The sequence below is a fragment of the Streptomyces sp. NBC_01618 genome (assembly GCF_045209435.1).
GTDB lineage: Bacteria > Actinomycetota > Actinomycetes > Streptomycetales > Streptomycetaceae > Streptomyces.
The window spans coordinates 5,163,366-5,189,499 of the sequence record NZ_CP109297.1 but is presented as its reverse complement, the minus strand read 5'-3'; the positions used below and the strand labels follow the sequence as shown (position 1 = coordinate 5,189,499).

The following is a 26,134-nucleotide window of genomic DNA, read 5'->3' as shown; positions in this document are numbered from 1 at the left end:
GGGCCCCAATGAGCGGGGCCCGCCGGTCGCGGGCGCTGGACACCACGGCCTGCGCTGTCCGTGACCACCGCGGTCCGCGCGGGGAACTCCTCGGCGGCCCCAACCGCGTCGGGGCCACCGGCCGGTGTCCGTCGCCCTTGGAATATCCGATGGACAACGGCCAGTGAATCGCCCATGGTTTACGGCGATGACACGCACCGATTCGCCTCCCGCATGGGACGAGCGCACCCAGTTGGTCACCTTCCTCGACTACGTACGCGACACCGCACGCGCGAAGTGCGAGGGCGTCTCACCGGACGATGCCCGCCGGGCCCCGCTGCCCGGCTCCCCGTTGATGACGATCGCCGGGCTGATCAACCATCTCAGCTGGGTCGAGTACTACTGGTTCGAGGTGGCCTTCCTCGGCGGTGAGGACGAAGGTCCCTGGACGGACGAGGACCCCGACCGCGAGATGCGCATCGCGGTGGACATGCCGCTCGCCGATGTGCTGGCGCAGTACGAGGCACGGACCGCCCGCTACCGCGAACTGGTCGCCTCCCACGACTTGGACACCCTGGCCAAACGTCCACACGGGGACGGCCGTTACCCGGATCTGCGCTGGGTCGTCCTGCACCTGATCGAGGAGACCGCCCGGCACAACGGCCACCTCGACATGATCCGGGAGATCGTCGACGGCACCACCGGGAGCTAGGACGCGTCCGCCTTGCGCAGTGCCGGTCCGGGCTGCTGCCGCTGACCGCCTTGCCCCGGCAACGAGCCGCGATCGAACCCGCGTCGCGCGGCGTTCGGCTACCCGATCCCGGCGATCGCGGGTGCGAGGTGCTCGGCAACCTGGTGGGTGAAGCTGACCGGGTGCCGGTCCGGCAGCACCTGGATCTCGCTGATGCCCAGGCTCGCGTACGCCTCCGCGTCGGCGAGGAACACGTCCGGCCGGTCCAGCACCGGGCCGTTGTACATCACGGTCTTCGTAATGGCGTCGTAGTCCCGGTCCTCCGCGGCGCAGTGGGCGCGCAGCACATCGAGTTTGTGGGCCACTTCCTCCTGGTCGGTGGCGAACAGGTTGCAGGCGTCCGCGTACCTGGCGACCAGGAGCAGCGTCTTCCGCTCGCCCCCGCCGCCGATCATGATCGACGGGCGCTCACCGATCGGCTCGGGCACGCACAGCGTTTCGGCGAGCCGGTAATGACGGCCGTGGAAGGGGCCGTTGTCGTCGCTCCACATCTGCAGGCAGATCAGGATCGTCTCCTCCAGCCGCTCGAAACGCTCGGCGACCGGGACCACGGGCACTCCGAGCCCGTACTGCTCCCGCTCGTACCAGGAGGCGCCGATGCCCAGCCTGGCCCTGCCGCCCGACAGCACGTCGAGGCTGGTGACGATCTTCGCCAGCAGTCCGGGGTGCCGGTACATCACCCCCGTGACCATCAGGCCGAGCGTCATGCGCTGGCTCACCGCCGCGACGTAGCCGAGCGTGGTGTACCCCTCCAGCATGGGTTCGTCGGCGACGGTCTGCCCGGTCTCCATCTGGAAGTAGTGGTCCATCACGGTGAACGACGCGATCCCCGCCTGCTCGGCGATGCGCACCGATTCCGCGAGGGTCGGCGCGATGAGGGCGGGGTCGGCCGGTGTCGAGTAGTTCCAGTAGTGCAGACCGAGCTTCACGTCCGGCCTCCGCGGGTCGAGGGGGCACGGGGCGGGAGGCCGCCGCCCCGGCCGGGGTGTTCAGCCGGATTCGTATTCGGGATTTCCATCGGTGTCCGTCTCCCGCCCGACGCGCTCGACCACCTTGCGTAGCCGACTGTCACGCTATGCGAGACTGCGCCCCGCCTGCCATCCGAGCGGGGCATACAGGTCAACCGCTCCGCCCCGGCCGGAGGCAGCCGCGCCGCGCCGCCCATGCGTACGCGTACGTCCCGCACGACATCCTTGGTTCGGCGCTTTCCGACCGGTGCTCTCGCGGGCTGCCGCTCGGATCGGGGAGAGGCTGTCGTCCCCGCCCTCGGGATCGAGTACCGGGCTCTGCTCCAGCAGCCGCGCGTGCCAGCGCTGCGCCGTGCTGTCCCGCCACCCGGCGAGGCCGAACACCCACGCCGGATAACAGGTGAGCCAGGTTTCGGGGAACACGACGAGCGTCGCGCCCGCCTGTGCCGCCTCGGTGATGTGGCCCGCGGCAAGACGTACCGATTCCTCCAAGTCGAGCAGCGCGGGCGGCTGCTGGACGATCGCGACCGTCGTCTGCGTCATGGTTGCTTCGTTCCTCGGTGTGCGTACAGTCCGGGCCGGCGGTCCGCGTGCACATCGTTGTGTTCGCTGATTGCCTTGCAGCGCGCCTCGGCAAGTTGGAGCGTCGCGGTGACGATCGCCTCCTCGCCCAGACGCAGCGGGGTGACGGGATAGCCGTCGGCGTCGACGATCACACTGCCGCCGAGCCAGTCCTGACCCCGTTCGGTGCCGGTGCGGTCGGCGACCGCGACGAACATGCGGTTGACCGCGGCGTCCGCCTGGATACGGACGATCTCGCCTGGACGCTCGTTCTCCGGCCGCGGGTACAGCGGCCAGTTCACCGGTCCGCACAGCAGCTCGGCCCCGTCCAGGGCCACCAGTCTCACCCACTCGGGGAATTCGAGGTCGTAGCAGACCATGACCCCGATACGTCCGTACGGTGTGTCGACCACGGGCGGCCGCGCGTCCCCGGGCGTGAAACCCCAGGTCTTCTCGCCGTCCCACAGATGGGCCTTACGGTACGAGGCGCGCAGTCCCGTCTCGTCGACGAGCACGGCGGAGTTGTACGCGCGGCCGTCGGCACCGAGTTCGGCGAAGCCGCTGACGATGACCAGCCCCAGCCGGGCGGCGAGCGTCTCCCACTCCCTGATCGTCTCGCCGTCCAGTGGCTCGGCCACCGAGAGCAGTTCGTCCGCGGCCTCGAAGACGTAGCCGGAGTTGGCCAGCTCGGGCAGGACCACGATGTTCGCACCCCGCCCGGCCGCCTCCTCGATCGCCGCACGGATCCGCCCTCGGTTCTCCTCGACACGGCCGACGCGCGGAGCGATCTGGCAGCTCGCAACCGTGACCGTCGGGCGCGCTGGGGATGTGGGCTGCGGTGTCACCGGGCAGCTCCCTCCAGTTCGGCTTCGCTCTCCGCACGGGCCTCGGCCTCCGCGTCACGGTCCAGGTTCCGTGAGAACAGCCGGTAGAACACGCCGGAGACGATCAGACCGATGACGAACGAGAAGTCCGCGCCGCCGAGCGCCTCCGCCACGGGGCCGACGTAGAAGCTCGTCGAGAAGAAGGGGATCATCGCGATGAAACCGACGATGTATGCCGTGACGCCGCGCCATGCCCAGCGGCCGTAGATGCCGTCCGGCTCCAGGATTTCGGCGATCGCATACTTGCCGCGGCGAACGAAGTAGAAGTCGACCAGGTTGACCGCGGTCCACGGCACCAGGAAGTAGAGCATCAGCAGGACGAAGTTGTTGAAGCTGCCGATGTAGTCGTCGGGGATCAGCAGGGCAACGACGAGTGATCCGGCTCCGACCATGACGAGACCCATGACCCGCAGTCGCACCGTCGGGCGCACCTTGCGGAAGCCGTCGATCGCGCTGGTGCCGGTGAGCATCGCGCCGTACGCGTTGACGCCCATGATCGAGATCAGGGCGAGGACCGAGGTGATCACGACGATCAGGCCGAAGCCGGGGAAGAGCAGGTCGCCGACCTCGCGCAGGGCCAGGATCGGGTCGGGGTTCGGCAGATAGCTGGCGAGGATCGCGCCCAGCGACATCAGCCACACGGCGGAGAACGTGGCGCCCGAGTAGACGGCGGTGATCAGCTTGCGTGCGGGGGCGTTCGCCGGGAGATAGCGCGTGTAGTCGGAGACGTACACCGAGTAGCTGATGTTGTAACCGGCAGCGAGGGAGAACTGCACCAGGAACGCCTTCGAGTCCCAGCCGGCCGTCGCGGCAGGGGCGTCCACGGCGATCGGGTTCGAGGAGAAGTGGACGATGGCCACGATCGTGAGGATCGCGAAGACGACGATGAGCAGATACGTCAGCCAGCGCTGGACGAAGTGGAGCAGGTCGTGCCCCACCACGGCGATGACGATGGAGACCGCGATCAGCAGCGGGTACCAGAACAGCTTGCCGCCGGGCAGAACCAGTCCGATGCCCTGCTCGGCGAGGACGGTGTCGAAGACGAGGAACCCGACGTAGACGAACACGGTCGCGGCGAACGGCACGGTGGAGCCGCGGCTGCCGAACTGCGCTCGCGACTGGATCATCTGGGGCAGGCCCATGCGCGGCCCCTGGTTGGCATGGAACGCCATGAAGAAGGTGCCGAAGCCGACGCCCAGGAGGATGGCCAGCACGCTGTAGCCGACGCTCAGGCCCATCGAGGCACCGACGAAGCCGGCGACCATGGTCGGGAGCACGAAGTTGCCGGTGAACCAGAACGGTCCCTGGTGCCACACCCTCCCGTGGCGCTCGGAGCTGGGCACATAGTCGATCGAGTGCTGCTCGATCGCGCTTTCACGATGCGGCGCGATCTCTGATGAGGACATCGTCTTCGTCCCGTCGCTGGGGAGGCCGGATATCCGGCAGGAGCAGGGGTTCGACCGGGGTCTTCGGACCCCAGGATCTATGACTCGGAGAGTTACCTATAAACAACAAAGAATGCTTAGGGGGCAACTTTCATTCCGGGTAGTGTGGCTGCGGGTAACCACCCTGTCAAGAGCCATCTGTGAGCCGGCCGAGCGAGGCGAGGACTTCATGAAAGCGCTGCACCCGACGCCCTCCGCCAGCCCGGTCCGTGTCGGAGCGCGCCTTCGGGCATGCCGCAAGGCGCAGGGGCTCACGATCGAACAGGTCGCCGCCGCGACCAGCCTGACCAGGGGTTTCATCAGCCGCGTCGAGCGCGACGAGACCTCGCCGAGCGTCACGACCCTGGTGACCCTGTGTCAGGTGCTCTCCCTGCCGGTGGGCTCCCTCTTCGAGGACGCCGACACCGAGGTCGTGCGCCTCGAGGAGGCGCCGAACATCAACATGGGTGGCCACGGCGTCGTCGACCGCCTGATCACACCGCGCGCGCAGTCGAAGGTCCAGGTCCTGCGCTCGCACCTCGAACCCGGCGCGAACGGTGGCGACGACCTCTACACGATCAACTGCGACGTCGAGGTTCTCCATGTCGTCACCGGCGAGGTCTCCGTGCAGTTCACGGGGCGCACGGAGACGCTGACGGCCGGCGACACCCTCACGTTCCCCGGCCGCGAGCCCCACAACTGGCGCAACTCGGGCCCGTCTCCGGCCGAGGTCCTGTGGACCTTCGCCCCGGCCCCCTGGAGCGGCTCCCGCTGAGTGCGAGCCGTTCGAGCCGCGCACTCCTGCACCAGCTCCTGCCCGGCGTGCCGTACGTGACGCGGGGTCGTGCATCCACAGGTTGTCCACGACGTTGACCGAACGTCAACGTACGCCCTGCCGCCGGAACACGGAACCGCCGATGCCGGTGGTTCAGGCGGGCGCCGGCCCCCGGTGGCGTTCCAGCGGTGCCGCGGTGGCGGAGTTGTCCCCGGCGACGGCGTCTACGCCCAGTACTACTGCCAGGCCATCAACAAGGAGGCCCCGCACCCGGCGGCCGCCCGCCTGTGGATGGAGTTCCTCTACAGCGCCGAGGGCCGACCGGGTCGCCGTGCTCGACGCCGGCCGGCTGGAGCAAGCGGACCTGCGCCGCTGCGTGGAAGCGGGCCGGCACTATCCCGATGGGGTCGCCGAGCCACCCGTCGCCGGCCACCCGGCGTAACGTCGGCCGGTACCGGGTCGACTGTTCGGCCTCGGCCGCTACGGCTGGGGGCCGGCAGCCGCGGCGGTCGATGAGCCCGCGGGCCCGAGACCGAGCGGTGGTGAGGGAAGCCCGAAGTGGTCGGCAATGATCCGCACCGTGTGGGTGCCGTCGGCGTTGAAGCCGGGATCGGTGTCGTACTTCGGAACGTCCCGTCCGACGATCCCGGCGTCCAGCAGTTCGCGTACGAGCAGGTCGGCCGTGCCTCCGGCACGCCGTGATTCACGGCGTCGGCCGAAGTTGAAGTACGTCATCTCGAACCCGCCGCGGCTGTAGATGAACTGGAACGGGTGCTCGGCGCAGTGCGGGACCATGTAGTTCTGCCCGTGCGGGCACTCGCATGCGGGCGTGGATGCCAGGAACACGGTTTCCACGCGATCCGGATGGCTCACCCGGTCCGCATAGCGATAGCCGGTGATGTCGCGCGCCAGACCCCAGCCGGACGCCCCGCCCGGGGCGCTGTACGCGTCGTGTGTCGCCCATGCCCAACCGGACGATTCGCCGGTGGCGAGGGCAGGAAGCCCCGCTTCGGTGAAGATGGCGGACATGGTGGGCAAGGTCAGGCCCTTGCAGAAGGTGGCGAACGTGTTCGGGGCCAGCCAGCTCATTTCGACGTCACCTCCGGTGACAGGGGCGGCGAGGGCAGGGCGAAGTAGTCGGCGATCACCTGCACCAGACGTTCGCGATCGTCGTCATCGTGGTCGCAACAGTCGTGACCGGGGTCGTCTTCTTGTCCGCATTCCGCGCGGGGGCCGATGAGGCCCGCGGCCAGGAGTTCCGGAGACAGATGGTCCGGGTTCGCCCCCACCCGCTGCTGGATGTCCTCGAAGTTGAACCCGAGGGTCAGGCGTCCGTCCCGGTAGTACTCGAAGGCGGGCGGGAAGCCCTTGGCACTGCAGGGTTCGGTAACGAACACGACGATTTCTGCGCCGTCCGGGCACAGGGCGCTGTAGTCGACGTCGTCGTAGTCCTCCGCGTCGTAGTCCTCCGTATCCCAGGTGAGCATGTCGTGCACCGCCCACGCCCATCCGTCCGCTTCGCCGGAGGCGAGCGGTTCTCGCTGCCGGTCGCGAAGGCCTTGGGTGAGCGTGTCGAGGGGGATGCCGCGGGCGAGGACGACATTCACCTCGTGGCCGCGGAACGAGCCCTGTATCCAGCTGATCATGCGAGCACCCTAGGCGCGGGGACTGACAGCCGGACACCGACGAGCGCCGCGCGCTTCGTCGCCCTCATCCCACGGACGCGGAAAGCGGCTTCGAAATGCCGCCGGGGTAGGGGCCCTTGTTCTGGAACGTGACACATGGGCCCCGGAGTGTCACGTTTGTTCTTGACCCCCGTGCTCCGGTGGCGTGCCATGAAGCTCGGCGAGAGGCCGCGCGCGGAGCGGCCCTTGGAGCGCAGACAGGGCTGCGGGAACCGCGGAAGCTGCGGCAGTTGCCGGTACGGGTGCGGCGGTACGGCGGCGGCGGATTCATTCACCGTGAATCGACACCGGGGCCAGGGCTCCTCAACTACTTTGTTGCCGTGGACCAATTGATCACCGAGGATCCAACACACATCGGCCCGTATCGCCTGATAGCCCGTCTGGGCGCGGGCGGTATGGGGTTGGTGTACCTGGGCCGCTCGGAAACCGGACGGACAGTGGCCGTGAAGGTGGTGCAGGCCGAACACGCCCAGCACCCGGAATTCCGTAAGCGGTTCGCCCGCGAGGTGGCGGCTGCCCGGCGGGTGGGCGGGACCTGGACAGCAGCGGTGCTCGACGCCGACACCGAGGCCCCGGTGCCCTGGGTGGCGACCCAGTACATCCCCGGGCCCGATCTGACCACCGTGGTCGCCAAGGACTTCGGGCCGTTGCCCGAGCACTCGGTCCGCACCCTCGCCAACCGCCTGGCAGTGGCTCTGCAGTCGGTCCACGCGGCGGGCCTGATCCACCGCGACCTGAAGCCGTCCAACGTGCTGGTGACGGTGGACGGCCCGCGCGTGATCGACTTCGGAATCGCGCGGGCCATGGACAGCCTCGCCGAGGACAGCCTGCACACCCGTACCGGAATGCTCATCGGCTCCCCCGGCTTCATGTCCCCCGAGCAGGTACGCGGCCTCGAACTCACCCCGGCCAGCGATGTGTTCTGCCTGGGCGCCGTCCTGGTCTACGCCGCCACCGGCCGCCTCCTCTTCGGCGCCACGGAAACCGGCCTGAACGCGCACCTCTTCCGGATCGCGGAGGAGGAGGCGGACCTGACCGGCGTACCGGAGTCGCTCGTCGATCTCGTACGGGAATGCCTGCACAAGGACCCGGCCCAGCGGCCCACACCCGCCGACGTGGCCGCCCGCACGGCCACCGACCAGGACGGCGAATGGCTACCCGGCTCGGTGCTCGCCCAACTCGGGCGCCATGCCGCCCAGTTGCTGGACTTCGCCCCGGAGGTCCGGGTCACGCAGTCGGACCCGCGCATCCCTGCCCAGGCTCAGCGTCCCGCGCAGCCCCAGCCGCTTCCCCCACCTCCCGCGTACACCCCGACGACCCCGGCGGACCATCGCCCGGCGCCGCCGGCGTTCGCACCGTCCGCGGGCCCGGTGCCCGGCGGCCCGCCCATACCCCCTGCCCCGGGCGATGCCCGGATCCCCAGGAGATGGTGGGGACTGACGGTGGCCGCGCTGGCGCAGCTGCTGGTGCTGATCGGCACGACGTCATTGAACCTGGCGCTGCCGTCCATCTCTGCCGATCTGAACCTCTCCACCGGCGACGGCAGCTCGCTCATCACCGCCTTCGGGCTGGCATTCGGCATATCGCTGCTGCTCGGCGGACACATCACTGATCTCCTCGGCCGCAAACGGACGTTGATCATCGGTTCGGCGGGCTACGCGGTGGCGTGCGCGATCGGCGGATCGGCCCCTTCCCTCGGCGTACTCATCGGGGCCAGGGTCCTGCAGGGCGCGTCCGCCGCGCTGATCTCATCGGCCGTGCTGGCCCTGGTGTCGGCCGGCTTCACCGATCCGAAGGCGCGGGGCAGGGCTTTCGGGATCTACGCGGCGATCGTCGGCGGTGGGATTGCGATCGGCACGTTCGCGAACAATTGGCTGGTCGTCAATCTGAGCTGGCGCGGGTGTCTGTACGCCGGGGTCCCGCTCGCCGTGATCGCCGCGATCGGTGCGGCCGCCCTGGTGCGCGACACCCAGGTCCGCACCCCGGCCCGCCCCGACGTACCGGGGGTGCTGCTCGGCTCCGTCGGGCTTGCCGCCCTCGTCTACGGATTCCACCAGGCCGAGTCGCGCGGCTGGGCCGATTTCCTGGTCGTGGTCCTCCTCGTGGGCGGACTCGGCATGCTCGTGCTCTTCGCCTGGTCGCAGACCAGGACGACCAGGACGACCAGCCCGCTCCTGCCGCGGTACGTCTTCGAGGACCGCAACCGTGTCGGTTCCTGCCTCGCCCTGACCTTCATCAGCTCGGGCGTACTCATCCAGTACCTGGTCCTGACCCTGTATCTGCAGGGTGCCCGCGGCTATGCCCCGTCGCAGACCGGCGTGGCCCTGCTACCCATGGCCGGTGCGGTCGCCATCGCCTCCACCCAGGTCTCCGCCCGCCTGTACCGCCGACTGGCGCCCCGGAGCATCATCGTGCCCGGGCTGGTGCTGACGGCGATCGGCCTGGCGCTCCTGACCGGCATCGACACCGACAGTGCGTACGCCACCCAGGTGCTGCCCGGCACCCTCCTCATCGGCTTCGGTCTCGGCCTGGCCTTCGTACCGCTCTTCGCCACCGCGACCGGCGGCATCTGTCCGCAGGACTCCGGCGGGACCTCGGCGATGGTCAACGCGGCCCAGCAGTCGGGCAACTGGGCCGCCTCTCCCCTGTTCGGCAGCATCCTCACCTCGGCGGTCGCCGCCCGGCTGCATCACACGTCAGGCGCTCCTGAAGGCTTGAACAAAGCAGCCGAACAAGGCGTCCTGCTCGGCCAACAGAACCTTCCGGCAGCGCTGTCCGACACCGTAAGGGAAATGGACAGGGCGGTCCTGGGCGGCTACTCCGTCGCCCTTTGGTGGGCGGTCGGCCTCACACTGCTCGCGGGCCTGCTCGCCGGCCTCCTTGTCACGGCCAAGGCCCCGACCGACGGCGCCGGCCCCCGGTGAGCCCGTACGCCCCAGTACGTCCGCCAGGGCCGGTGCATCGGGGCACCGATCATTGATCGTTTCGGTGGTGACCGATGAGTTTCTCCACGATCGGCGGTCAGCTCGTCATAGACAGTTGGTGCACCGCAGCCGCGAAGCCGGTCGACGTTTGCACCGTCCGAACTGCTGCGAACCAACCGCACGACATTGGGAGATCTCAGATGCGCACCCTGATCAGCACCGCCTTCGTCTCGCTCGACGGCGTAGTGGAGGCCCCGGGCGGGGAGCCCGGTTATCGGAACTCGGGGTGGACCTTCAAGGACATGGAGTTCCTCCCGGAGGCATTCGAGATCAAGGGCCGTGAGCAGCAGGAAGCCACCGCGATGATGATGGGCCGGGTCAGCTACGAGGCGTTCAGCCCGGTCTGGCCGGGCATGGAGGACTTCGTCGACTACAAGGCGATGCCGAAGTACGTCGTCTCCACCACCCTCGCCGAGGACGCCCTGGTCTCGAACTGGGGCGACACCACGATCCTGCGCTCGCTCGACGAGATCGCCGCGCTGAAGGAGACCGAGGGCGGCCCGATCATCATCCACGGCAGCGCCACCCTCAACCGGAGCCTCTCGGACGCCGGCCTGATCGACCGCTACCACCTGCTTGTGTTCCCGCTGCTGCTCGGCGCGGGCAAGCGTCTGTTCAGCGACACGGACAAGGACACCCAGAAGCTGAAGCTGGTCGAGCACGAGGCGTACTCCAACGGTCTGCAGAAGAACGTCTTCGACGTCGTCCGCTGACGCGGGCTCCCGCGCTCGCCCTGCCGCTCCGCAGGGCGAGCCTGCCTGCGGACGTGGCACCCATCGGACCGATCCGCACCAGCAGGTCGCCCACCAAGGCGAGTGCGACGGTGACCGGGATGGGACAGGGGAAGTCCTCACTCGGCGCCGGCCGAGCAGCTGCACGCCGCGGCGGGGACGGGGCGGCGCCGATGTCGGCCGGTCAGGCGTACTCGGGCGTCATGACGGCAGCCACCTTCAGGTGCGGAACAGCCTCGTCCTCCCTTCCCAGACGCTGGAGGGTGCGGCCCAACATGAGGCGCGCGTAGGAGTCGTCCGGCGCATCGGTGATCAGTTGTTTCAGCACGTCGTGGGCGCGCGCCAGCTGGGCGGAGTGGAAGTAGCAACGTGCCGCGATCCGACGGACGTTCAGGTCGTCCGCGTGTCCGTCGAGCAAGGGCTTCAGCAGAGTGAGGGCGCCGAGCGGGTCGCGTTGGTCCAGCAGGGACTCCGCCCAGCGCAGGCGCCGGACCTCCTCGGGCACCGTACGACCGCGATCGCCCCCGGCGAGCAATTCCGTGATCGCCTCGGGCGGCTGGGCGCCGGCCAATGCCCGGTCGCCGACCACGATCGTCGGTGAGGTCGTGATGCCCCGCGCCTTGCCGATCAGGAGAAGTTCTCGTACTTCGCGGTCGCCCGCGTCCGTGTCCAACAGCTCCGCCCCCTCGGCGAATCCGGAGCGGACGGCAATGGCCTCGAGGCGGTGGCGGTCGCTGATGTCTTCGCCGTCGATGAAGTACGCCTTCATCACCTGCTCGGCCACCTCGTTCTGGAGCACGGCGCCGCCGCGCTCCAAGGCCAGCTGGAGGAGCCGGTGGGCGTCGTGGCTACTGGCCCGCCAGGCCGCTCCCCACTTCGGCCCCAGCCCTTCATCCGCCGCGACGCGCGAGATGCGGACCCAGTTCTCCGCCGGTGACGGACCCGGCGCGCACTGCCGCAACGCGGCGTCGACCATCGGATCGCGCCAGGCTTCCTCGATGGGACTCGCCTGGTCCGGTGTGGTCGGGTCGGTCCTGAAGGGACGCCAGACCACCTCGGCCCGGGCTTCGGCAGGCTCCGGACCGGACAGCGCGTTCTCCAGGCGCCGCTTGCCGATGTATGCCCACGCGCAGACCACGTCTGCCCAGATCTCGATTCGCATGCCAGGAACACTAACCAACATCTATCGATTAGAAAAGCGACAGATGTCGGCTAGTGTTAGCCGCATGAACCTGGACGACCCTCGCGCCCAGCGCAGTCGGGCCCGGCTGCGGACGACGATCCTGGAACTGGCCGCGGTCAAGGACCCCGCCGCGATCACCATGTCGGAAGTCGCCAAGCGCGCCGGCGTGAACCGGGCCACCGTCTACCAGCACTTCCCCGACGTGAACGCGCTGCTGACCGACGCCATGGAAGAGGCGATGACGCATGTGGCGCGCGCGGCGGCACTGTGTCCGCTCGACGCGCGCCGGGACGATGCACCCCAGCCGCTCAACGCGCTGTTCCGACACATCGCCGACAGTGCGACCCTGTATCGACGCATGCTGGGCACTCAGGGATGTGCGCTGTTCGCGGCGCGCATGCGGGAACGACTGACCGCAGAACTCGCCGCCTCGTTCCGGGAGGGGCGCCGCCCCGCCGGGTTCAACGACGTACGGGCCGAGGTGCATGCCGCGTATTTGGCGGGCGCCTTGATGGGAGTGATCGCCACCTGGGTCACCGACGAGTCCCCTGCCCCTGCCGAGGAGACCGCCCTGGCGTTCTGGCGGCTGTTCCGGCACTGACAGGAGGAGCTGACCACAAGGTTCGCCTCCCACCGAACAACCGGCATGACCGACGCCATCACGACGAGCCTCAATTAAGCGCTCCCGCCCCACTCGGAACACAGCCATATGGGCGGGAGTTCAGTACGACGCGATACCAATCACCAGCGAAACGACAGCGCAGGGCCCGACGCTGACGGGCGCCCGGCGCACGTCCTTCGAGTCATAGCCCCCACTGCCGAGTCACCCCGCGTCACCAGGTCGTCGACCGGGGAACCCGCCGCAGGACGTCACCACTTGTACGCCACAGCGGGGCAGATTCTGCATCCACCCCGCCAAGCGCGGCACCAACCGCCGATCGCGGACGTCAACGAGGCAGCGAAACCCAGGACTTGATACCTCGCTGCGGCGGGGCTGCCTCACACGCGCCCCACTCCCCACCCCAGTCGTCCACAACAGCGGCCAGCAGCCACAGCGCCCGCCGACGCCGCGTCTCGCAGAGCGTGGCCAGGTCCGGGTCGGGGTGCTGGGGATGCTGGTCCCAGACGAGGAGGCGGAGCGCGTCGCCCCGGTGACGCAGGGACACGTACAGCTCCTTTCCCGGGCTCATCCTCGCCGTGACGGCGATGAGTTCGGCCGCAGCGTGCGTGACCGGCCAGACGTACGGCGCGAGCCCGTGCGCCTCCAGAGCGGAGCACGCCCGCGCCGTCTTCGAGCATGTCATTCCGCAACTCGCCCCCGCCGACGTTGATGCACGCATGGCCTTGCGCCTGGATCGCTGCCAGGTACTGGACAAGGCTGATCCGCCTCCGATCGAACTGGTCATGTACGAGGCTGCCCTGCGCACCCAGTTCGGCGGGCCGAAAGTAGCCAAGGGACAGCTCCACCACATCCTCGAAATGTCTGAACGATACGACGTGACCATGCACGCCATTCCGTTCAGTGCCGGAGGCTTCCCCGGTGCCGGACAGTCGGTGATGTACGCCGAGGGCCCTGTGCCGGAGCTCGACACCGTGGAACTTGACAGCACCCACGGACCGGAGTTCTACGACTCCGAACAGCAGCTTCGCAAGTACCGGGCCCAGCTTGAGACCATGCGCGCGGTGGCCTTGAACCCGGTCCAGTCCCGCGACTTCATCCTCACCATTGCCAACGACCTTTAGGGGAACCCGCTATGCCTGAGATCACCTGGGAGACCCCGTACTGCGGAGAGGCAGCGAACTGCTACCGGATAGGAACCGACGAGGCGGGCAACAGCTACATCGCCATAGTCGGCGCCGAGGCGCACTACCTCACCGACAGCCGCGAGGCGCTCCAGCAGATGATCCGCGACATCAAGGCCGGCAAGGCCGACCATCTGCTTTAGCAGGACACCAGTCGACCACCGCCCCCGGGGCGCTCCCTCGCGCACTGGGGCAGTAGACGCCCGGCGAGAGATTTACCACATCAATTGCTACCATCGGACTCATGGATACCCCTGCGGAATACGGTCCCGACGAGGGCCCCGCCCAGAAGGTCAGCGTTTCCATGCCTGCCGGCCGGATCGCCGCCGTGAAGGCACGGGTCGGAGCCCGCGGCTTCTCGGCCTACATCAGTGCGGCCGTGGAACGGCAGATACAGCGCGATCTGCTGGAGGAGCTGCTCCAGGCCAAGGAAGCGGAGATCGGTCCACCGAACCAGGAAATCCAGGACTGGGCTGCGGAAATCTTCCGGGAAGCCGAAGGTCTGTCGATGCAGGAACGCGTCGAGTCGGCAGCGGAGGGGGAATCCGGGTGGGACGTCCACAAGGCCGGCTGAGCCACGGCATCCTCCTCCTCGACTCCGAGGGGCTGAACCGGTTCATCGACAATGATCCCCGGATCGTCGGACTCGTCCGGGCTGCTCAGTCCAAGGACACCTTGGTCGCTGTCAGCAACCTGACGCTGATCGAGACCTGGCATTCAAAGGTCCGAATGGACCGCTTTCGGTGGCACGTATCCCGTCTCGAAGTGCTACCTGTGACCGAGGCGATCACGTGGCAGGCCATCGACCTGCTTCGCAATGCGAACCTCCACGGACACAAGTACGCCATCGATTCCGTCGTGGCCGCGACGGCATTGAGCTACGCGGGTCCGCGGGTCGTCGTCACATCGGACGTGGACGACATCAACAAACTCTGCGGGGACCGGGTGCGAGCCGTGGGCGTCTGAGGAAGGGCATGCGAAAGGGTCGGGACCGCAGGAACCAAGGTCCCCGACCGGTGGTCGACGGCCAGGAAGAGCTTCCGCGCGGGCCTGATCGACCGGAGCCGTACCTGCCCGACCCCCTGGCCGCCGACCGCGAACGCTCCCGCGCGGCCGGGGTCGGTGACGCCGTTCGGCCGCTTGCCGATGAAGTCCGAGCAGACGAGTGTGACGCTGCTGGTCCTCGCAAAGGTGTTCACCGCCGGGTGTCGGAAGGTCCTCGCAGTGGAATCTGTATGACAGACAGGAGTGAGGGGAGCCTGCATGTCGCGTCTGGTGCGGTGGCTGGTGGCGGGGACGGCGTCGGTGGTCACGTTCGTGTTGTGCGTGTGGCTGGTCAGGGCGGTCCCATTCGGGTGGTTGCCACCCGCGGAGGATGACCGGTGGGTGGTGGCGCTCGCCTTCGGTGGCGTCGCCGCGGCCGCAGTCGCTGGGGCAGTTAACTGGTGGGCGGGCCAGGGCACCACACCACCAACAGAGAGCCCTCGTCGGCAGGTGCGGCAGAGGGCGAAGGCAACCAGCGGTGCCCAGGTAGACCTGGCCGGCCGTGACCTGCGCTCTGGAGGTGGTGGAACGGCAGACGGAGAGGAGGTTTCCGAGGAGATCGTCCAGCGTGCCAAGGGGTCTCGCAACGCGCGCATCACCCTGGCTGGTCGCGACCAGGACACCCGGGGGCAGCAGTGACCGGTCAGGATGTCCCGGGGAGAAACGACCAGCGAGCCAAGGCAACGGACGGCGCGCACGTCGACCTGGCCGGCCGCGACATCAACAAAACCTACAACGCGCCGGTCACATACAACGACCCGGGCGGTCGTGGGCGCGGCACGGTGGTCTTCGGCTCCTTGGCGGTGGCGGTGGCGGTGGTAGCGGTGATTGTCGTCGTGTGGCAGAGGCAGACGCGGGAACCCGGCAATGGGGCCGAGTCCTCTTCGTCACCGTCCGCTACCCAGGTCTCGCCGACCGCGTCCTGTAACGGCGCATCCTGCGTGCACGTGGAGCCGACAACCACGGTCTGCCAGAACGACGCCGTCAGCGCCTTCACCGGCCGTGGCCACGGAATCCTGGTCGAGCTGCGCTACAGCGGCCGATGCCGCTCGGCCTGGGCCAAGATGAGTGGCACCTCCGAGAACGATCGGGTTCAGGTAATCGACAACGGCGGACACACTGAGGAGTATCGCCAGCAGTCCGGCCATGATGCCCACACCAAGATGGTGGGAGCACCCGAACCCGGCGACGCCAAGGCCTGCGCGATCGTCGCATCCCGTGGCACGGTATGTGCCACCGCGTCCGCGAACCCCAGCCCCAGCCCCAGCCCCAGCCCCAGCCCCAGCCGACAGTAACCGCAGCCCCGACTCTGCTGCTCAACCGTTCCCCATCAGTGCGGTTGGCGGAGTCCCGCGACGAGGAGTGCGACCAGCCGGCGGGCGTCGTAGCGGGGTCACTGTCGGCGCCGACGCCGAGGTTTCCGATGCCGCGCATGAGTTGGTAGGCGTCGAGGCCGGAGCGGATCTCGCCAGAGGCGGCGGAGCGTCGAGGAGTTGGGTGCACACCGGCAGGAGGCGGTCGAGGAAGTAGGTGTGCAGTGTCTCGAAGCCAGTGCTGTCCCCCTGCATCGCGGCGGCCAGGCCGTGCTGGTGACCAGGCCATGTCCGGTTCGGGGTGGTGGGGGTGCTGGTCCCAGACGAGGAGGCGGAGCGCGTCGTCCCGGTGACGCAGGGACACAGAGAGCTCCTTTCCCGGGCTCATCCTGGCCGTGACGGCGATGAGTTCGCCCGCTGCGTGCGTGACCGGCCAGACGTACGGGGCGAGCCCGTGCGCCTCCAGCGCGGCGACCATCGTAGTACGCCCGATGAGCGCGCTACGGACATCGCCCGGCAGCGTGAAGCTCAGCGCGAGGCCAGGCGCGGAGCGGCCCTTGGAGCGCAGACAGGGCTGCGGGAACTGCGGGAGTTGCCGGTACGGCCGCGCGGTACGGCCGAGCGCGGATTCATTCACCGTGATTCGACACCGGGGTCCGGGCTCCTCAACTACTTTGTTGCCGTGTACCAATTGATCACCGAGGACCCTATGCGCATCGGCCCGTATCGCCTGATAGCCCGTCTGGGCGCGGGCGGCATGGGGTTGGTGTACCTGGGCCGCTCGGAAGCCGGACGGACCGTGGCTGTGAAGGTGGTGCAGGCCGAGCACGCCCAGCACCCGGAATTCCGTAAGCGGTTCGCACGCGAGGTGGCGGCTGCCCGGCTGGTGGGCGGGACCTGGACGGCAGCCGTGCTCGACGCCGACACCGAGGCCCCGGTGCCCTGGGTGGCGACCTCATCGGCTTCGGTCTGGGCCTGGCCTTCGTTCCGCTCTTCGCCACCGCGACCGGCGGGGTAGACCCGCAGGACTCCGGCGGGACCTCGGCGATGGTCAACGCGGCCCAGCGGTCGGGCGGCTGGGCCGCCTCGCCCCTGTTCGGCGGCATCCTCGCCTCGGCGGTCTCCGCCCGGCTGGATCACACGTCAGAGGGCTTGACCAAAGCAGCCGAGCAAGGCATCCGGCTCAGCCGACAGAACCTTCCGGTGACAATGTCCGGCGTCGTCAGGGAGACGGACAGGGCGGTCCTGGGCGGCTACTCCGTCATCCTTTGGTGGGCGGTCGGCCTCACGCTGCTCGCGGGCCTGCTCGCCGGCCTGCTGGTCACGGCCAAGGCTCCGCGTGGTGGCCCCGGCTCCCGGTGATCCTGTGGACATCGTGGCGTCGCAGGGGATCGCTGCCGAGCGTGGCAGGAGAGCCTGTTCAACCGGTGATCGCGGTGGCTTCGACCTCGACCAGGAGGTCGGGTCCGGCCAGTGCGGCGACGCCCACCCCCGTGAGCGGCGGGGCCGAGGTGGTCTTCAGCTTCGTGGCCGCCCTGGCGACCCCGTCCAGGAGCAGGGGCATCTTGTCGGGGGTCCAGTCGACGAGGTACACCGTCAGCTTCACCACGTCGTCGAAGGAGGCTCCGGCCTCGGCCAGGGCCGTGCCGACGTTGAGATAGCACTGCTCGACCTGAGCGGCGAGATCCCCTTCGCCGATCGTGACCCCGTCAGCGTCACAGGCGACCTGTCCGGCGATGAAGACCAGTCTCGTTCCGGATGCGATCGACACCTGCCGGTAGAGGTCGACTTTCGGCAGTCCTTCGGGGTTCACCAGGGTGACGGCCATGCTGACTCCTCGCCATGAAAGCCCGTGGGCTCGGTTTCACCGGACCAAGACCCTCTTGGTCTCTTGTGGTTACTCAGTAACCGTAGGAGAGTGGCCGCTGACATGGAAGAACGCACTTTTCAGTGACTGGGGAACCTCATGGTGACCAAGCAGCTCAACGACTCGCCGGACGAGGCGGACCTGACCCGCGCGGATTCCCTGGCGCGGGAGATCTTCTCGGACGTCGCCAACAAGTGGGCGTTTCTGATCATTGAGTCCCTCGGTGAGCGCACCTTGCGTTTCAGTGAGGTGCGCGGAGAGGTCGAGGGCATCAGCCACAAGATGCTCACCCAGAATCTGCGCATGCTGGAGCGCAACGGTCTGGTCGAGCGCACCGTGCACCCCACCGTGCCACCGCGGGTCGAGTACACCCTCACCGAGCCGGGCCGGGCTCTCCGGTCGACCGTCGGGGGAATGTGTGACTGGACCCGCCGGCACTTCCGTCACATCGAGGCATCCCGCCACCGTTTCGACGGGTGACGGGCCAGGCTTCGCCCGCGGGCCGGGCAGGCGAGGCAACGGCCTGTATGGTCACGCGATTCCGACCCGGGCGCCATCTCGGCCGGGCGCCCGGCCACCGCTAGCAGGCCAAGCCGGATGCCGCTCGGCCCGCTACCCGGTGGCCTGCCGCAAGCACCCTGCCTCTGGGTGGTGGCCCAGGCGGGCCGGGGAGCCGGCTCACGGCGTGGGGATGTCCTCGAAGAGCCCGCCGTGTGGAGCCTCCTCGGCTGGACGGACCTGGAGCACGATCCCGGGTACGACCCCCTGCTCGCGGCGGCCATGGAGGAGTACCTGCGCTCGCTGTTCACTTGGGCGGTCCCTCGGCACCCAATACGTACGCCAACCCGGCACGCGTCCACCCCTGCTCGATCCGCTTCAACGCGTCGATCCAACAGGGAAGACGACGCCGGGCACCTGTCGATGACCCGGACGGCCCTGCCCCCGTACGGCAGACACCCATCCCAGCCGAGCGTCGGGACCATCGTCGCGAGTCTCATCGGGGCAGCTCAACCCACGACTTGATGCCTCGCTGCGGTGGGCTGGCCTCGCAGGCGCCCCACTCCCCACCCCAGTCGTCCACAACAGCCGCCAGCAGCCACAGCGCCCGCCGACGCCGCGTCTCGCAGAGCGTGGCCATGTCCGGTTCGGGGTGCTGGGGATGCTGGTCCCAGACGAGGAGGCGGAGCGCGTCGTCCCGGTGGCGCAGGGACACGTACAGCTTGAAGCGCACGCGCTGCGTACGCCCGAGGACTGCTGGAGGTTCACCATGTCGGCAAGCTTCCAGACCAGCATCTTCGGCTCGACGCAGGAGTACTCGGCCTCGGTCACGCCCGGCCATGCCTCGTGCGCGACGGCATGCTCCTCGCCGATGAGTATGCCGTGGTGCAGCTTGCCCTGCCGGCCGGCGGCCTCCAGCGAGATGACCACCCCCGGGGTGAGGACCGTCTTCATCAGCGGCAGCAGTAGAGGGGACAGCTTCCCGTCCTCATCGATCAGACCGCAGTCCAGCAGCTCCTTCCGGGTCGCCGCGAACTCGTCGGGTACCTCGCCCCCTGCCGCCAGTTCGGAGAGCACGATCACATGCTCGTCGGCCAGCCGGAAACGGGAGCGGGAAATGTCGAACGAAGGCACACAGACTCACTTGGTAGTCGCTCAGGACTGGGACTCGGCCCAGAAGTTGAAGATTCTCGAGAAGCCCGCCCGTACAGCGCCGCGCCGGGTGAGCACGGACCGGTCGACCCCGGAGAAGAGAGCCGCGAGGGAGACGTCGGCGGGCAGGACCCGGCCCACCGCCTGCACAGTTACCTTCCTGCCGCTTCCGAGGCCCGACTGCCGCACCGTGATAACGGCACCGGGGTCTTCGGTGTCGGGCTGTCGGGACAGCTTGTACGCCCGGCGGTTGATCGCCGTGAGCCTGTACGCGTCGCCCAGATACGTCATGTGCAGGGAGCGCCCCCGGTGCGTCGGCGCCCACCGGTTCCGGCTCATCCGCACGAGTCCGTCGCCCACCCGGAGCGTTGCGCGGTTAAGGGTCGGCATCGACAGCACGTCCGTGTGCGCACCACGCGTCTCGAACGTGGCCGTGGGAATCAGACCACCGCGCACATCCGTGACGATCACGTTCGGCACGTCCCGACCCGCCGGGTACACCACCTGGATGTCGCCGAGCTCCGGAGAAGTACCCCGCCAACCGAATTTCGTGCGCCCGGCAGGCTGTTTCTCCTTCCAGTACACGAGCGTGAACGGGCTGATGGTCGTGTGCATGTCTTTCCCTAGCTAGGAGCGCGTCTCACTACGCGGCGAAGACGGTGCCTGCGGCGAGTGGCGAGTGCTGGCCGCCTGCCACAACCTCCGCAAGATCTTCCGACACGCCGACGCTGCCGCGCTCGCCACCACGATCGCCTGACCAGCGGGGCCGACCGGCTCCCCAAGGCCGAAATCCCAGCCCAGGCCAACCGCCCCACTCGCCAGTCCCGAAGCCACCAGCCGGGCGACTGCGATCGACCCACCGATCCGGCCACCCGGCCAGTTGCCCGTTACTGACCCACGCTCCTAGGGGCATCCGCTGCTCAGGTGCTCCTGGACGCGGCCTCGGCGGTGCTGGCCGGGGCCCGCTCGTACGCGGCGATCGGGCAGTGGGCCACGTCCGCGCCGCAGCACTGCGGGTGCCGATAAGCCATCCGCCCAGGTCTCAGCCTTGCTTGGCGATCTCCGATACAGCTGCTGGCACCCGCTGTCTTCACCTGGACAGAGGCGGACGGCATCGTGATCGGTCGTGCTGCTGCGCCTGGCCTACCTCGCTGCCACCAACACCTTCGCCCTCCTGCGCCTGCTACCGACGAGCGACCGGCACAAGGACATCGAGATTCTCACCCTGCGCTACCAACTGCTCGTTCTGCAACGCCAGGTAGGCAAGCCCACCTTCACCGATACCGACCGCGCGGTGCTCGCCGGCAACAGGAGAGGCCCCTGGCCAGCGGTGACGCCTGTCAGGGGCTCCTTTTCGCGATCAGCCTATGTCAGCCGTCGTTCTCCGCCGACGGGATGTAGGCGCCCGGCACGTCCTTCGGCGCGAAGATCTTGTTCTCGCCGGGGTACGGCTTGGTCCAGTTGTGCGTTTCGTACCACGTGAAGTGGTTCATCTGCTCGGGGTTCGCGTAGTCGAGCACGGCGTTGGGCCCGGTCAGCCGCTGATGCGACTTCCAGTCCTCCCACTTCGCCGCGACCTCCTGCTTGTCCGCCGGCACCTTCGCCGACGGCGCGGCCGCCGCACTGGGGTTCTGCGGCGCCGGGGTGTCCAGGCCGCAGGCAGGCGGGGTCTTCAGACCATCAGTCAGCGAGGTCCGGTTGGGCAGAGCGGTGAACGGCGTGAAGTCCGCGTGCTGGGTGAACGCCCCACGCATCGGGCTGGCCGCGCTGTCCTTCTGGTTCATCGGGTGGATCCCGAGGATCTGCTCGATGGTCCGGATCATCGTGATCTGGGAGTAGTAGTGGCTGTCGACCTTGCCGTGCTGCGCCCAGGGGCTGATGATCTGGACCGGGGCACGGTGGCCGTCGACGTGGTCGAGGCCGGCCTGGGTGTCGTCCTCGACCACGAAGATCGCCGAGTCCTTCCAGTACTTGCTGTGCGAGATCGTGTCGACCATCTTGCCGACCGCGAGGTCGTTGTCCGCGACCGCGGCGGCCGAGCTCGTCGGACCACCGGTGTGGTTGTTCGGGAGCGCTATCAGGTTCAGGTTCGCCGGAGCGTTCTTCTCGAAGTCCTGCTTCCAGATCTGGTACTTGTAGACGTCCGGGACGCTGATGTCGGACGCCATCGGGTAGCCGGGCACCGACACCTTGTTGAGCGACGGGATCGCCGAGCCCGCTTGAATGTGGTAGGCGCTCTGCTGCCCGGTCGCGTCCATGTTCTTGGCGTCGCAGTACGTGTTCTGCCAGGACGCGCCGGACGGCTTGCTCTGGAACGACTGGAACTCGCCGAAGTCCTTGACGGACTTCCCAGCCGCCTGCGCACTGGTCCAGATGAAGCCGGACTTCTGGTGGCCGAGAGCGTCGTTCTCGGAAGCGTAGCTGCGCGTATACTCACCGGCCGAGGACTCGGTGTACTCCGGGTTGTCGGCCTGCATCAGCCAGTTGTGACCCTCGGCGGAGTTCGTGCCGATGTCGTACGTGTTGTCGTACAGCCCGAACTGCTTGGCCAGCGCGTGCTGGTTCGGAGTCACGTTCTCGCCGAACTGCGTAATCGACGGGTCGCCGTTGCCCTCCGGCATGTCACCGAAGACCTGGTCGTAGGTCCGGTTCTCCTTGACGAGCAGGAAGACGTGCTTGATCGTCGAGGGGTCGCCGAGCTTCACCGGGACCGGCACCGGCTTCGCGTCGCCCGTGCCCCGGGTGACCGAGCCGCCGTGCCAGCCGTTCTGGGTAAAGACCTTGCCGGTCTCGGACTTGATGACGCCGTCGTCCGGCAGCGTGAACTGCGTCAGGCTCGACGTCGTGTCGTAGACGCTGTGCCCGCCGGGGCGGCCGGGGCGAAGGGCGTCGATGCCACGGGTGTTGGAGACGACCACGTTCTTGCCGACGGTGGTGATCTCCGCGGGGAAGTAGTCCGTCGGAAGCAGGCCGACGTAGCTGGCCGGCTCCTGCGGGGAGGTGTACCGGTAGACGGCGACCGCGTTGGCGCGGCCGAGCGTCACCAGCAGGCGACCGTCGTCGGTGAGCGTCACCGCGTTGGGCTCGTAGCCCACCGACGCCTCCGGCCACGGCCGGGTGGCGATGGTCTGCACGACCTTGTCGTTGGCGGTGTTGATGACCGACACGTTGTCGTCGGCGGTGTTGGTGACGAACACCGCCCCGTTCTTGGCGTACACCGCGGTCGGGTGCAGACCGACGTCGATGCTCCCGACGGCGGCGGACGGGTCCGCCAGGTCGATGACGCTGACCGTGCCGGTGGTGGTGGCACCGGTGTCCGGGTCGGCCGGCACCTGGGTGCCGTAGGAGTTCATCGTGGTGTCGCCGGCCTTGGCCGGACGCCCGCCCTCGTTGCTGACGTAGAGCTTGTTGCCGACCATGGCGATGCCACGGGGGGCGTTGCCCACGGTCCAGCTCTGCTTGATGGTCCCGGTCGCCCCGTCGATGGCGACCACCCGGTTCTGACCGTTGACCGCGGAGTACACGGTGGAGCCGTCGGCCGAGAACACCGCCGCACCCACCACCGCGCGCTTGGAGCCGTCGGCCGGGATCTTGATGGACGTCGGGTTGGCGACGCTGCCGTCCGGGTTCACGGTGAACTTGGTGTAGCCGTCGGTCTGGCCCAGCCACAGGTGCGAACCGTCGGGCGAGTACGTGGGGCCTTCCTGGCCCACGTCGTTGCCGCTGATGCGCAGGTCCGCCGCCGCGTTGTTACCGACGCGCTGCTTCACCTGCCCGGTCTTGAGGTCCATGACGACCAGCGCCGGCGCACCGGAGGCGACCGAGGCCGCGAGGTGGGTGCCGTCCGGGCTGACCGAGGACGACATGATCTTGCCGTCGTTGATGACGGTGCGGCTGCCGTACGGGGCGATGTACTGGTCGGCGGAGACGACCTGGCCGTTAGCGGTGACCTGGCCGACCTGGTCGGTGCCGAACTGGTGCGTCTGGGCAACAGCGGTGCCCGTGACGGCGAGGGCGACAGCGATGCCCGCCGTTACCAGAGTGGTCCGGCGGCCGACGCGCCTACCGAAAAGGCTGATCTGAGCCTTCTCGTTGATCCGACGCTGCCGTGTTACCTGCATGAACTATCCCTTCGGGGTGGTGGAGAGCAGTTCGACGTTGCCGTCGAACTGCCATAGCGGGTTCGGTGCGTCCCCGATCGGGGTCCGCACCAGGAAGTAGCCGTTGACTTCCTTCGGTCCGTCGCCATCGGCGACGAACCGCCCGTCTGCGGTGACGTCGAGCTGGTAGATGGCCGTCCCTGTGGCCTTGACGCCGGGAAGATGCCAGGTGACGACGCAGCGCCAGTCGTTGCCCGGCCCCTCGGGGGCGACCTGGCCGCCGCCCTTGTTGCACACCGCCGTGGCCCGCAGCTGCGCCTCGGTGACGGCGGGGCGGTTGAGCTGCTTGGTCTGCATGCGGTAAAGGTGCGCGAAGGCAGTGGCGACCGACCGCTGGACCTTGTCCTGCTCGATTCCCGAGCCCATCGACGGGGTCGCCACGGCGACCACCGCGACGGTGAGGGCGCCCAGTCCGACCAGCGGCAGGACTCCGGCGGTGACCGCGCGGCGACCCGAGCCGTCGTAGCTCAGGTTGGTGAAGTCGCGCCGCAGGAAAAGCAGGTAAGCCAGCGCGGTCGCGGTCACGGCCCACACCAGGCTGACCACGATGCCGATCAGGAGCGGGCCGAGCTGTGCCGGGCTGGTGAACAGACCGTTCCAGGCGATGAAGGCGTAGCCGGGCAGGGCGAGGCGCACGGCAACGGGCAGCGGCAGCATCTGGGCGAGCTGCATCGCGAGCGCGACGAGCGCGGGCAGCAGCAGTCCCATCGGGGACCGCCCCAGCATGACGGACCCGAGTAGTCCGATCGCGGCGAGGGCCAGGGTCGGGGCGAGCACGCAGACCCAAGCGAGCAGGACCTTCCCCGCGGCGTCCGCCGGTGTCAGCAGGTGGCCGTCGAGGCCGACCAGCGGCTGGTTGCCGACCGCCACGACCCCGCCGGCCACGCTGGAACAGGCCAGCCCGGCCACGAGCAGCAGGATGACGGTGAGGCTGGCCAGTGCCTTCGCGGCGAAGATCCGACTGGGCGACCGGACCGCCACGAGCAGGTGGCGCCAGGTGCCGAGCCGGTCCTCGGAGGCGAACACGTCGCCGGCGACCACCGAGGTCAGCAGCGGGAGCGCCAAGGAGCCCGCGAAACCGAGCATCACCAGCGGTCCGGCCCACCCCGTGGCGTGCATCCAGCGACCGAAGAGGGTGTCGGTGGGGAGCGTGCTCTGCTGGCTCACCGCGGCGACGAAGAGAGCCGGCGCGATCCAGCAGGCGAGGACCAGCAAGCGGATCCGCCATTGCGAGACCAACTTGACCAGTTCGAAGCGGTAGGCGCGCGAAACCGAGACGCGGCGGGCACTGTCAAGGCTGTTGGTGGCGATGGTCGCGGTCATCGGCCGGCCTCCTGCTGCTGCTCGGTGAGGGCGAGGAACGCGGCCTCGAGCGGCGACACCACGGGTGCGAGCTCGCGCACCGCGATGCCCGCGTGCACGAGCCGCACCACCAGTTCGTCGAGGGCGGGCACCACTGCGCGCACGACGAGCACCTCGGCGTCGTGCCGTGCCCCAGCGTCGACGACGCGGATCCCGGCCAGATCGACAGCGAGCCGGCGGGCGGCCTGCGGGTCGGAGGTCAGCAGCCGGTAGTCGAGTTCGCGGTTCTCGGCGGCCAGCTTGCTCAGCGGGCCGGAGAAGACGACCCGTCCGGTGGCGACGATGGTGACCTCGGAGCACATTGCCTCGAGGTCGTCCATGCGGTGGCTCGAGAGAACGACGCTGGTTCCCTCCGTCGCGAGCCGGGTGAGGACACCGTGTACGTGTTTTTTGCCGGCCGGGTCGAGGCCGTTGGAAGGTTCGTCGAGCACGAGCAGCCGGGGCTTGGTGAGCAGGGCGGCGGCGAGCCCGAGCCGCTGACGCATTCCAAGGGAGAAGCCGCGGGCACGGTCATCGGCGACTTCGGCGAGCCCGACCTGGTCGAGCACGTCGTCGATCCCCGTTGTCCGCGCGTCGTAGCCACGAAGAGCGGCCAGCGCGGCAAGGTTCTGCCTGGCGGTGAGCGAGGGGTAGAGACCAGGCCCGTCCACGAAACCGGCGACACCGTCGGGAACGGCGAGCGCCCGCCCGACCGGAGTACCCAGGATCTCGAGGCGGCCGCTGTCGGCGACGGCCAGGCCCAACAGGAGGCCGAGCAATGTCGTCTTGCCGGCGCCATTCGGCCCGACCAAGCCGTGAATCTGCCCCTGCGCCACATCCAGATCGATGCTGTCGAGTGCGACGACGTCGCCGAAAACCTTGGTGATCCCGCGAGCCCGGATTGCCGGGAATATGTCCATGAGACCCTTCTTTCGAAATCTTCAAGGACCTTAGGGACGGCACACGATGCAGGCAGGGACCGCTGGTTGAACGTTTATGGAACGGGAGACGACCGACATCCTTTGACTGAA

Annotated in this window: 26 protein-coding genes and 3 pseudogenes; 14 read left to right on the top strand and 15 right to left on the bottom strand. The window is 68.5% G+C overall.

Annotated elements, in window-relative coordinates; translation table 11 throughout:
- Nucleotides 1-187 precede the first annotated feature (187 nt).
- Nucleotides 188-691 carry a DinB family protein gene (locus OH735_RS24275; RefSeq protein ID WP_406383636.1) on the top strand — a complete coding sequence of 168 codons (504 nt, stop codon included), beginning with the start codon at nt 188-190 and terminating at the stop codon, nt 689-691.
- 98 nt (nt 692-789) lie between these two features.
- Here the strand turns inward: OH735_RS24275 and OH735_RS24270 are convergent, their stop codons facing one another.
- The 4 genes from OH735_RS24270 to OH735_RS24255 form a co-directional block, all read right to left on the bottom strand.
- Nucleotides 790-1,659 carry an LLM class F420-dependent oxidoreductase gene (locus OH735_RS24270; RefSeq protein ID WP_406383635.1) on the bottom strand — a complete coding sequence of 290 codons (870 nt, stop codon included), beginning with the start codon at nt 1,657-1,659 and terminating at the stop codon, nt 790-792.
- Nucleotides 1,660-1,803: 144 nt separating this feature from the next.
- The gene (locus tag OH735_RS24265; RefSeq protein ID WP_406383634.1) at nt 1,804-2,241 is read right to left on the bottom strand and encodes a nitrilase-related carbon-nitrogen hydrolase; all 438 of its coding nucleotides are present in this window, start codon (nt 2,239-2,241) and stop codon (nt 1,804-1,806) included.
- On the bottom strand, nt 2,238-3,104 hold the full coding sequence (locus OH735_RS24260; RefSeq protein ID WP_406383633.1) for a nitrilase family protein: 867 nt from the start codon (nt 3,102-3,104) through the stop codon (nt 2,238-2,240). The genes OH735_RS24265 and OH735_RS24260 overlap by 4 nt, the downstream gene beginning before the upstream one ends.
- Nucleotides 3,101-4,549, bottom strand: a complete 1,449-nt coding sequence (locus OH735_RS24255) for a purine-cytosine permease family protein (RefSeq protein ID WP_406383632.1) — start codon at nt 4,547-4,549, stop codon at nt 3,101-3,103. The genes OH735_RS24260 and OH735_RS24255 overlap by 4 nt, the downstream gene beginning before the upstream one ends.
- A gap of 208 nt (nt 4,550-4,757) precedes the next feature.
- On the opposite strand from OH735_RS24255, the gene OH735_RS24250 reads away from it, so the two are divergent.
- Nucleotides 4,758-5,342 carry a helix-turn-helix domain-containing protein gene (locus OH735_RS24250; protein WP_406383631.1) on the top strand — a complete coding sequence of 195 codons (585 nt, stop codon included), beginning with the start codon at nt 4,758-4,760 and terminating at the stop codon, nt 5,340-5,342.
- A 207-nt stretch (nt 5,343-5,549) separates the two neighbouring features.
- A pseudogene (locus tag OH735_RS24245) lies at nt 5,550-5,663 on the top strand (ABC transporter substrate-binding protein); the annotation flags it as partial.
- Between the two features lie 159 nt (nt 5,664-5,822).
- On the opposite strand, the gene OH735_RS24240 reads toward OH735_RS24245, so the two are convergent.
- Together OH735_RS24240 and OH735_RS24235 are read right to left on the bottom strand one after the other, a co-directional pair.
- A complete protein-coding gene (locus OH735_RS24240) occupies nt 5,823-6,431 on the bottom strand; it encodes a hypothetical protein (RefSeq protein WP_406383630.1) in 609 nt (202 codons plus the stop codon).
- Nucleotides 6,428-6,988: a hypothetical protein gene (locus OH735_RS24235; RefSeq protein ID WP_406383629.1), complete on the bottom strand. Its 561-nt coding sequence runs from the start codon at nt 6,986-6,988 to the stop codon at nt 6,428-6,430. The genes OH735_RS24240 and OH735_RS24235 overlap by 4 nt, the downstream gene beginning before the upstream one ends.
- Before the next feature lie 359 nt (nt 6,989-7,347).
- On the opposite strand from OH735_RS24235, the gene OH735_RS24230 reads away from it, so the two are divergent.
- Together OH735_RS24230 and OH735_RS24225 are read left to right on the top strand one after the other, a co-directional pair.
- Nucleotides 7,348-9,951 carry an MDR family MFS transporter gene (locus OH735_RS24230; RefSeq protein WP_406383627.1) on the top strand — a complete coding sequence of 868 codons (2,604 nt, stop codon included), beginning with the start codon at nt 7,348-7,350 and terminating at the stop codon, nt 9,949-9,951.
- Nucleotides 9,952-10,151: 200 nt separating this feature from the next.
- A complete protein-coding gene (locus OH735_RS24225) occupies nt 10,152-10,724 on the top strand; it encodes a dihydrofolate reductase family protein (RefSeq protein ID WP_406383626.1) in 573 nt (190 codons plus the stop codon).
- Between the two features lie 202 nt (nt 10,725-10,926).
- On the opposite strand, the gene OH735_RS24220 is transcribed toward OH735_RS24225, so the two are convergent.
- Complete coding sequence (locus OH735_RS24220; protein WP_406383625.1) at nt 10,927-11,904, bottom strand: DsbA family protein; 978 nt, start codon at nt 11,902-11,904, stop codon at nt 10,927-10,929.
- A 64-nt stretch (nt 11,905-11,968) separates the two neighbouring features.
- Here OH735_RS24220 and OH735_RS24215 point away from each other — a divergent pair, with 64 nt between their 5' ends.
- Nucleotides 11,969-12,526: a TetR/AcrR family transcriptional regulator gene (locus tag OH735_RS24215; RefSeq protein WP_406383624.1), complete on the top strand. Its 558-nt coding sequence runs from the start codon at nt 11,969-11,971 to the stop codon at nt 12,524-12,526.
- Nucleotides 12,527-12,872: 346 nt separating this feature from the next.
- Here OH735_RS24215 and OH735_RS24210 read toward each other — a convergent pair whose 3' ends face one another.
- Nucleotides 12,873-13,091: a hypothetical protein gene (locus OH735_RS24210; RefSeq protein ID WP_406383623.1), complete on the bottom strand. Its 219-nt coding sequence runs from the start codon at nt 13,089-13,091 to the stop codon at nt 12,873-12,875.
- A 40-nt stretch (nt 13,092-13,131) separates the two neighbouring features.
- On the opposite strand from OH735_RS24210, the gene OH735_RS24205 reads away from it, so the two are divergent.
- From OH735_RS24205 to OH735_RS24185, 5 genes are all read left to right on the top strand, one after another.
- The gene (locus OH735_RS24205) at nt 13,132-13,668 is read left to right on the top strand and encodes a DUF5753 domain-containing protein (RefSeq protein ID WP_406386707.1); all 537 of its coding nucleotides are present in this window, start codon (nt 13,132-13,134) and stop codon (nt 13,666-13,668) included.
- Nucleotides 13,669-13,679: 11 nt separating this feature from the next.
- On the top strand, nt 13,680-13,871 hold the full coding sequence (locus OH735_RS24200) for a hypothetical protein (protein WP_406383622.1): 192 nt from the start codon (nt 13,680-13,682) through the stop codon (nt 13,869-13,871).
- 101 nt (nt 13,872-13,972) lie between these two features.
- Nucleotides 13,973-14,302: a hypothetical protein gene (locus OH735_RS24195; protein WP_266748221.1), complete on the top strand. Its 330-nt coding sequence runs from the start codon at nt 13,973-13,975 to the stop codon at nt 14,300-14,302.
- Entirely contained in the window at nt 14,278-14,694 is a 417-nt protein-coding gene (locus OH735_RS24190; RefSeq protein ID WP_406383621.1) for a type II toxin-antitoxin system VapC family toxin, read from the top strand. The genes OH735_RS24195 and OH735_RS24190 overlap by 25 nt, the downstream gene beginning before the upstream one ends.
- A 713-nt stretch (nt 14,695-15,407) precedes the next feature.
- Entirely contained in the window at nt 15,408-16,067 is a 660-nt protein-coding gene (locus OH735_RS24185; protein WP_406383620.1) for a DUF2690 domain-containing protein, read from the top strand.
- Nucleotides 16,068-16,102: 35 nt separating this feature from the next.
- Here OH735_RS24185 and OH735_RS24180 read toward each other — a convergent pair.
- Nucleotides 16,103-16,361 (bottom strand): annotated as a pseudogene (locus OH735_RS24180) (TetR family transcriptional regulator); the annotation flags it as partial.
- A gap of 433 nt (nt 16,362-16,794) precedes the next feature.
- On the opposite strand from OH735_RS24180, the pseudogene OH735_RS24175 reads away from it, so the two are divergent.
- Together OH735_RS24175 and OH735_RS24170 are read left to right on the top strand one after the other, a co-directional pair.
- A pseudogene (locus OH735_RS24175) lies at nt 16,795-17,043 on the top strand (serine/threonine protein kinase); the annotation flags it as partial.
- An 89-nt stretch (nt 17,044-17,132) separates the two neighbouring features.
- The gene (locus OH735_RS24170; RefSeq protein WP_406383619.1) at nt 17,133-17,447 is read left to right on the top strand and encodes a hypothetical protein; all 315 of its coding nucleotides are present in this window, start codon (nt 17,133-17,135) and stop codon (nt 17,445-17,447) included.
- A gap of 58 nt (nt 17,448-17,505) precedes the next feature.
- Here OH735_RS24170 and OH735_RS24165 read toward each other — a convergent pair whose 3' ends face one another.
- Entirely contained in the window at nt 17,506-17,913 is a 408-nt protein-coding gene (locus OH735_RS24165; protein ID WP_406383618.1) for a RidA family protein, read from the bottom strand.
- Between the two features lie 138 nt (nt 17,914-18,051).
- Here OH735_RS24165 and OH735_RS24160 point away from each other — a divergent pair, with 138 nt between their 5' ends.
- Entirely contained in the window at nt 18,052-18,432 is a 381-nt protein-coding gene (locus OH735_RS24160) for a winged helix-turn-helix transcriptional regulator (protein WP_406383617.1), read from the top strand.
- A gap of 514 nt (nt 18,433-18,946) precedes the next feature.
- Here OH735_RS24160 and OH735_RS24155 read toward each other — a convergent pair.
- The 5 genes from OH735_RS24155 to OH735_RS24135 form a co-directional block, all read right to left on the bottom strand.
- Nucleotides 18,947-19,183 (bottom strand): hypothetical protein, encoded by a 237-nt coding sequence (locus tag OH735_RS24155; protein ID WP_406383616.1) that lies wholly within the window; start codon nt 19,181-19,183, stop codon nt 18,947-18,949.
- A 422-nt stretch (nt 19,184-19,605) separates the two neighbouring features.
- Nucleotides 19,606-20,217 carry a hypothetical protein gene (locus OH735_RS24150; RefSeq protein WP_406383615.1) on the bottom strand — a complete coding sequence of 204 codons (612 nt, stop codon included), beginning with the start codon at nt 20,215-20,217 and terminating at the stop codon, nt 19,606-19,608.
- A gap of 755 nt (nt 20,218-20,972) precedes the next feature.
- Nucleotides 20,973-23,723, bottom strand: coding sequence for a bifunctional YncE family protein/alkaline phosphatase family protein (locus OH735_RS24145; RefSeq protein WP_406383614.1), 2,751 nt, complete (start codon nt 23,721-23,723; stop codon nt 20,973-20,975).
- Nucleotides 23,724-23,726: 3 nt separating this feature from the next.
- Nucleotides 23,727-25,085 carry an ABC transporter permease gene (locus tag OH735_RS24140; RefSeq protein WP_406383613.1) on the bottom strand — a complete coding sequence of 453 codons (1,359 nt, stop codon included), beginning with the start codon at nt 25,083-25,085 and terminating at the stop codon, nt 23,727-23,729.
- Nucleotides 25,082-26,023, bottom strand: coding sequence for an ABC transporter ATP-binding protein (locus tag OH735_RS24135; RefSeq protein ID WP_406383612.1), 942 nt, complete (start codon nt 26,021-26,023; stop codon nt 25,082-25,084). Before OH735_RS24135 ends, OH735_RS24140 begins: the two co-directional genes overlap by 4 nt.
- Between the last annotated feature and the right edge of the window lie 111 nt (nt 26,024-26,134).

Coding starts and splice junctions, on each gene's coding strand:
- OH735_RS24275 (WP_406383636.1), top strand. CDS start 188: ATGACACGCACCGATTCGCCTCCCGCATGGGACGAGCGCACCCAGTTG.
- OH735_RS24265 (WP_406383634.1), bottom strand. CDS start 2,241: ATGACGCAGACGACGGTCGCGATCGTCCAGCAGCCGCCCGCGCTGCTC.
- OH735_RS24255 (WP_406383632.1), bottom strand. CDS start 4,549: ATGTCCTCATCAGAGATCGCGCCGCATCGTGAAAGCGCGATCGAGCAG.
- OH735_RS24250 (WP_406383631.1), top strand. CDS start 4,758: ATGAAAGCGCTGCACCCGACGCCCTCCGCCAGCCCGGTCCGTGTCGGA.
- OH735_RS24240 (WP_406383630.1), bottom strand. CDS start 6,431: ATGAGCTGGCTGGCCCCGAACACGTTCGCCACCTTCTGCAAGGGCCTG.
- OH735_RS24235 (WP_406383629.1), bottom strand. CDS start 6,988: ATGATCAGCTGGATACAGGGCTCGTTCCGCGGCCACGAGGTGAATGTC.
- OH735_RS24225 (WP_406383626.1), top strand. CDS start 10,152: ATGCGCACCCTGATCAGCACCGCCTTCGTCTCGCTCGACGGCGTAGTG.
- OH735_RS24220 (WP_406383625.1), bottom strand. CDS start 11,904: ATGCGAATCGAGATCTGGGCAGACGTGGTCTGCGCGTGGGCATACATC.
- OH735_RS24215 (WP_406383624.1), top strand. CDS start 11,969: ATGAACCTGGACGACCCTCGCGCCCAGCGCAGTCGGGCCCGGCTGCGG.
- OH735_RS24205 (WP_406386707.1), top strand. CDS start 13,132: ATGAGTTCGGCCGCAGCGTGCGTGACCGGCCAGACGTACGGCGCGAGC.
- OH735_RS24200 (WP_406383622.1), top strand. CDS start 13,680: ATGCCTGAGATCACCTGGGAGACCCCGTACTGCGGAGAGGCAGCGAAC.
- OH735_RS24195 (WP_266748221.1), top strand. CDS start 13,973: ATGGATACCCCTGCGGAATACGGTCCCGACGAGGGCCCCGCCCAGAAG.
- OH735_RS24170 (WP_406383619.1), top strand. CDS start 17,133: ATGGTCAACGCGGCCCAGCGGTCGGGCGGCTGGGCCGCCTCGCCCCTG.
- OH735_RS24165 (WP_406383618.1), bottom strand. CDS start 17,913: ATGGCCGTCACCCTGGTGAACCCCGAAGGACTGCCGAAAGTCGACCTC.
- OH735_RS24160 (WP_406383617.1), top strand. CDS start 18,052: ATGGTGACCAAGCAGCTCAACGACTCGCCGGACGAGGCGGACCTGACC.
- OH735_RS24150 (WP_406383615.1), bottom strand. CDS start 20,217: ATGCACACGACCATCAGCCCGTTCACGCTCGTGTACTGGAAGGAGAAA.
- OH735_RS24145 (WP_406383614.1), bottom strand. CDS start 23,723: ATGCAGGTAACACGGCAGCGTCGGATCAACGAGAAGGCTCAGATCAGC.
- OH735_RS24140 (WP_406383613.1), bottom strand. CDS start 25,085: ATGACCGCGACCATCGCCACCAACAGCCTTGACAGTGCCCGCCGCGTC.
- OH735_RS24135 (WP_406383612.1), bottom strand. CDS start 26,023: ATGGACATATTCCCGGCAATCCGGGCTCGCGGGATCACCAAGGTTTTC.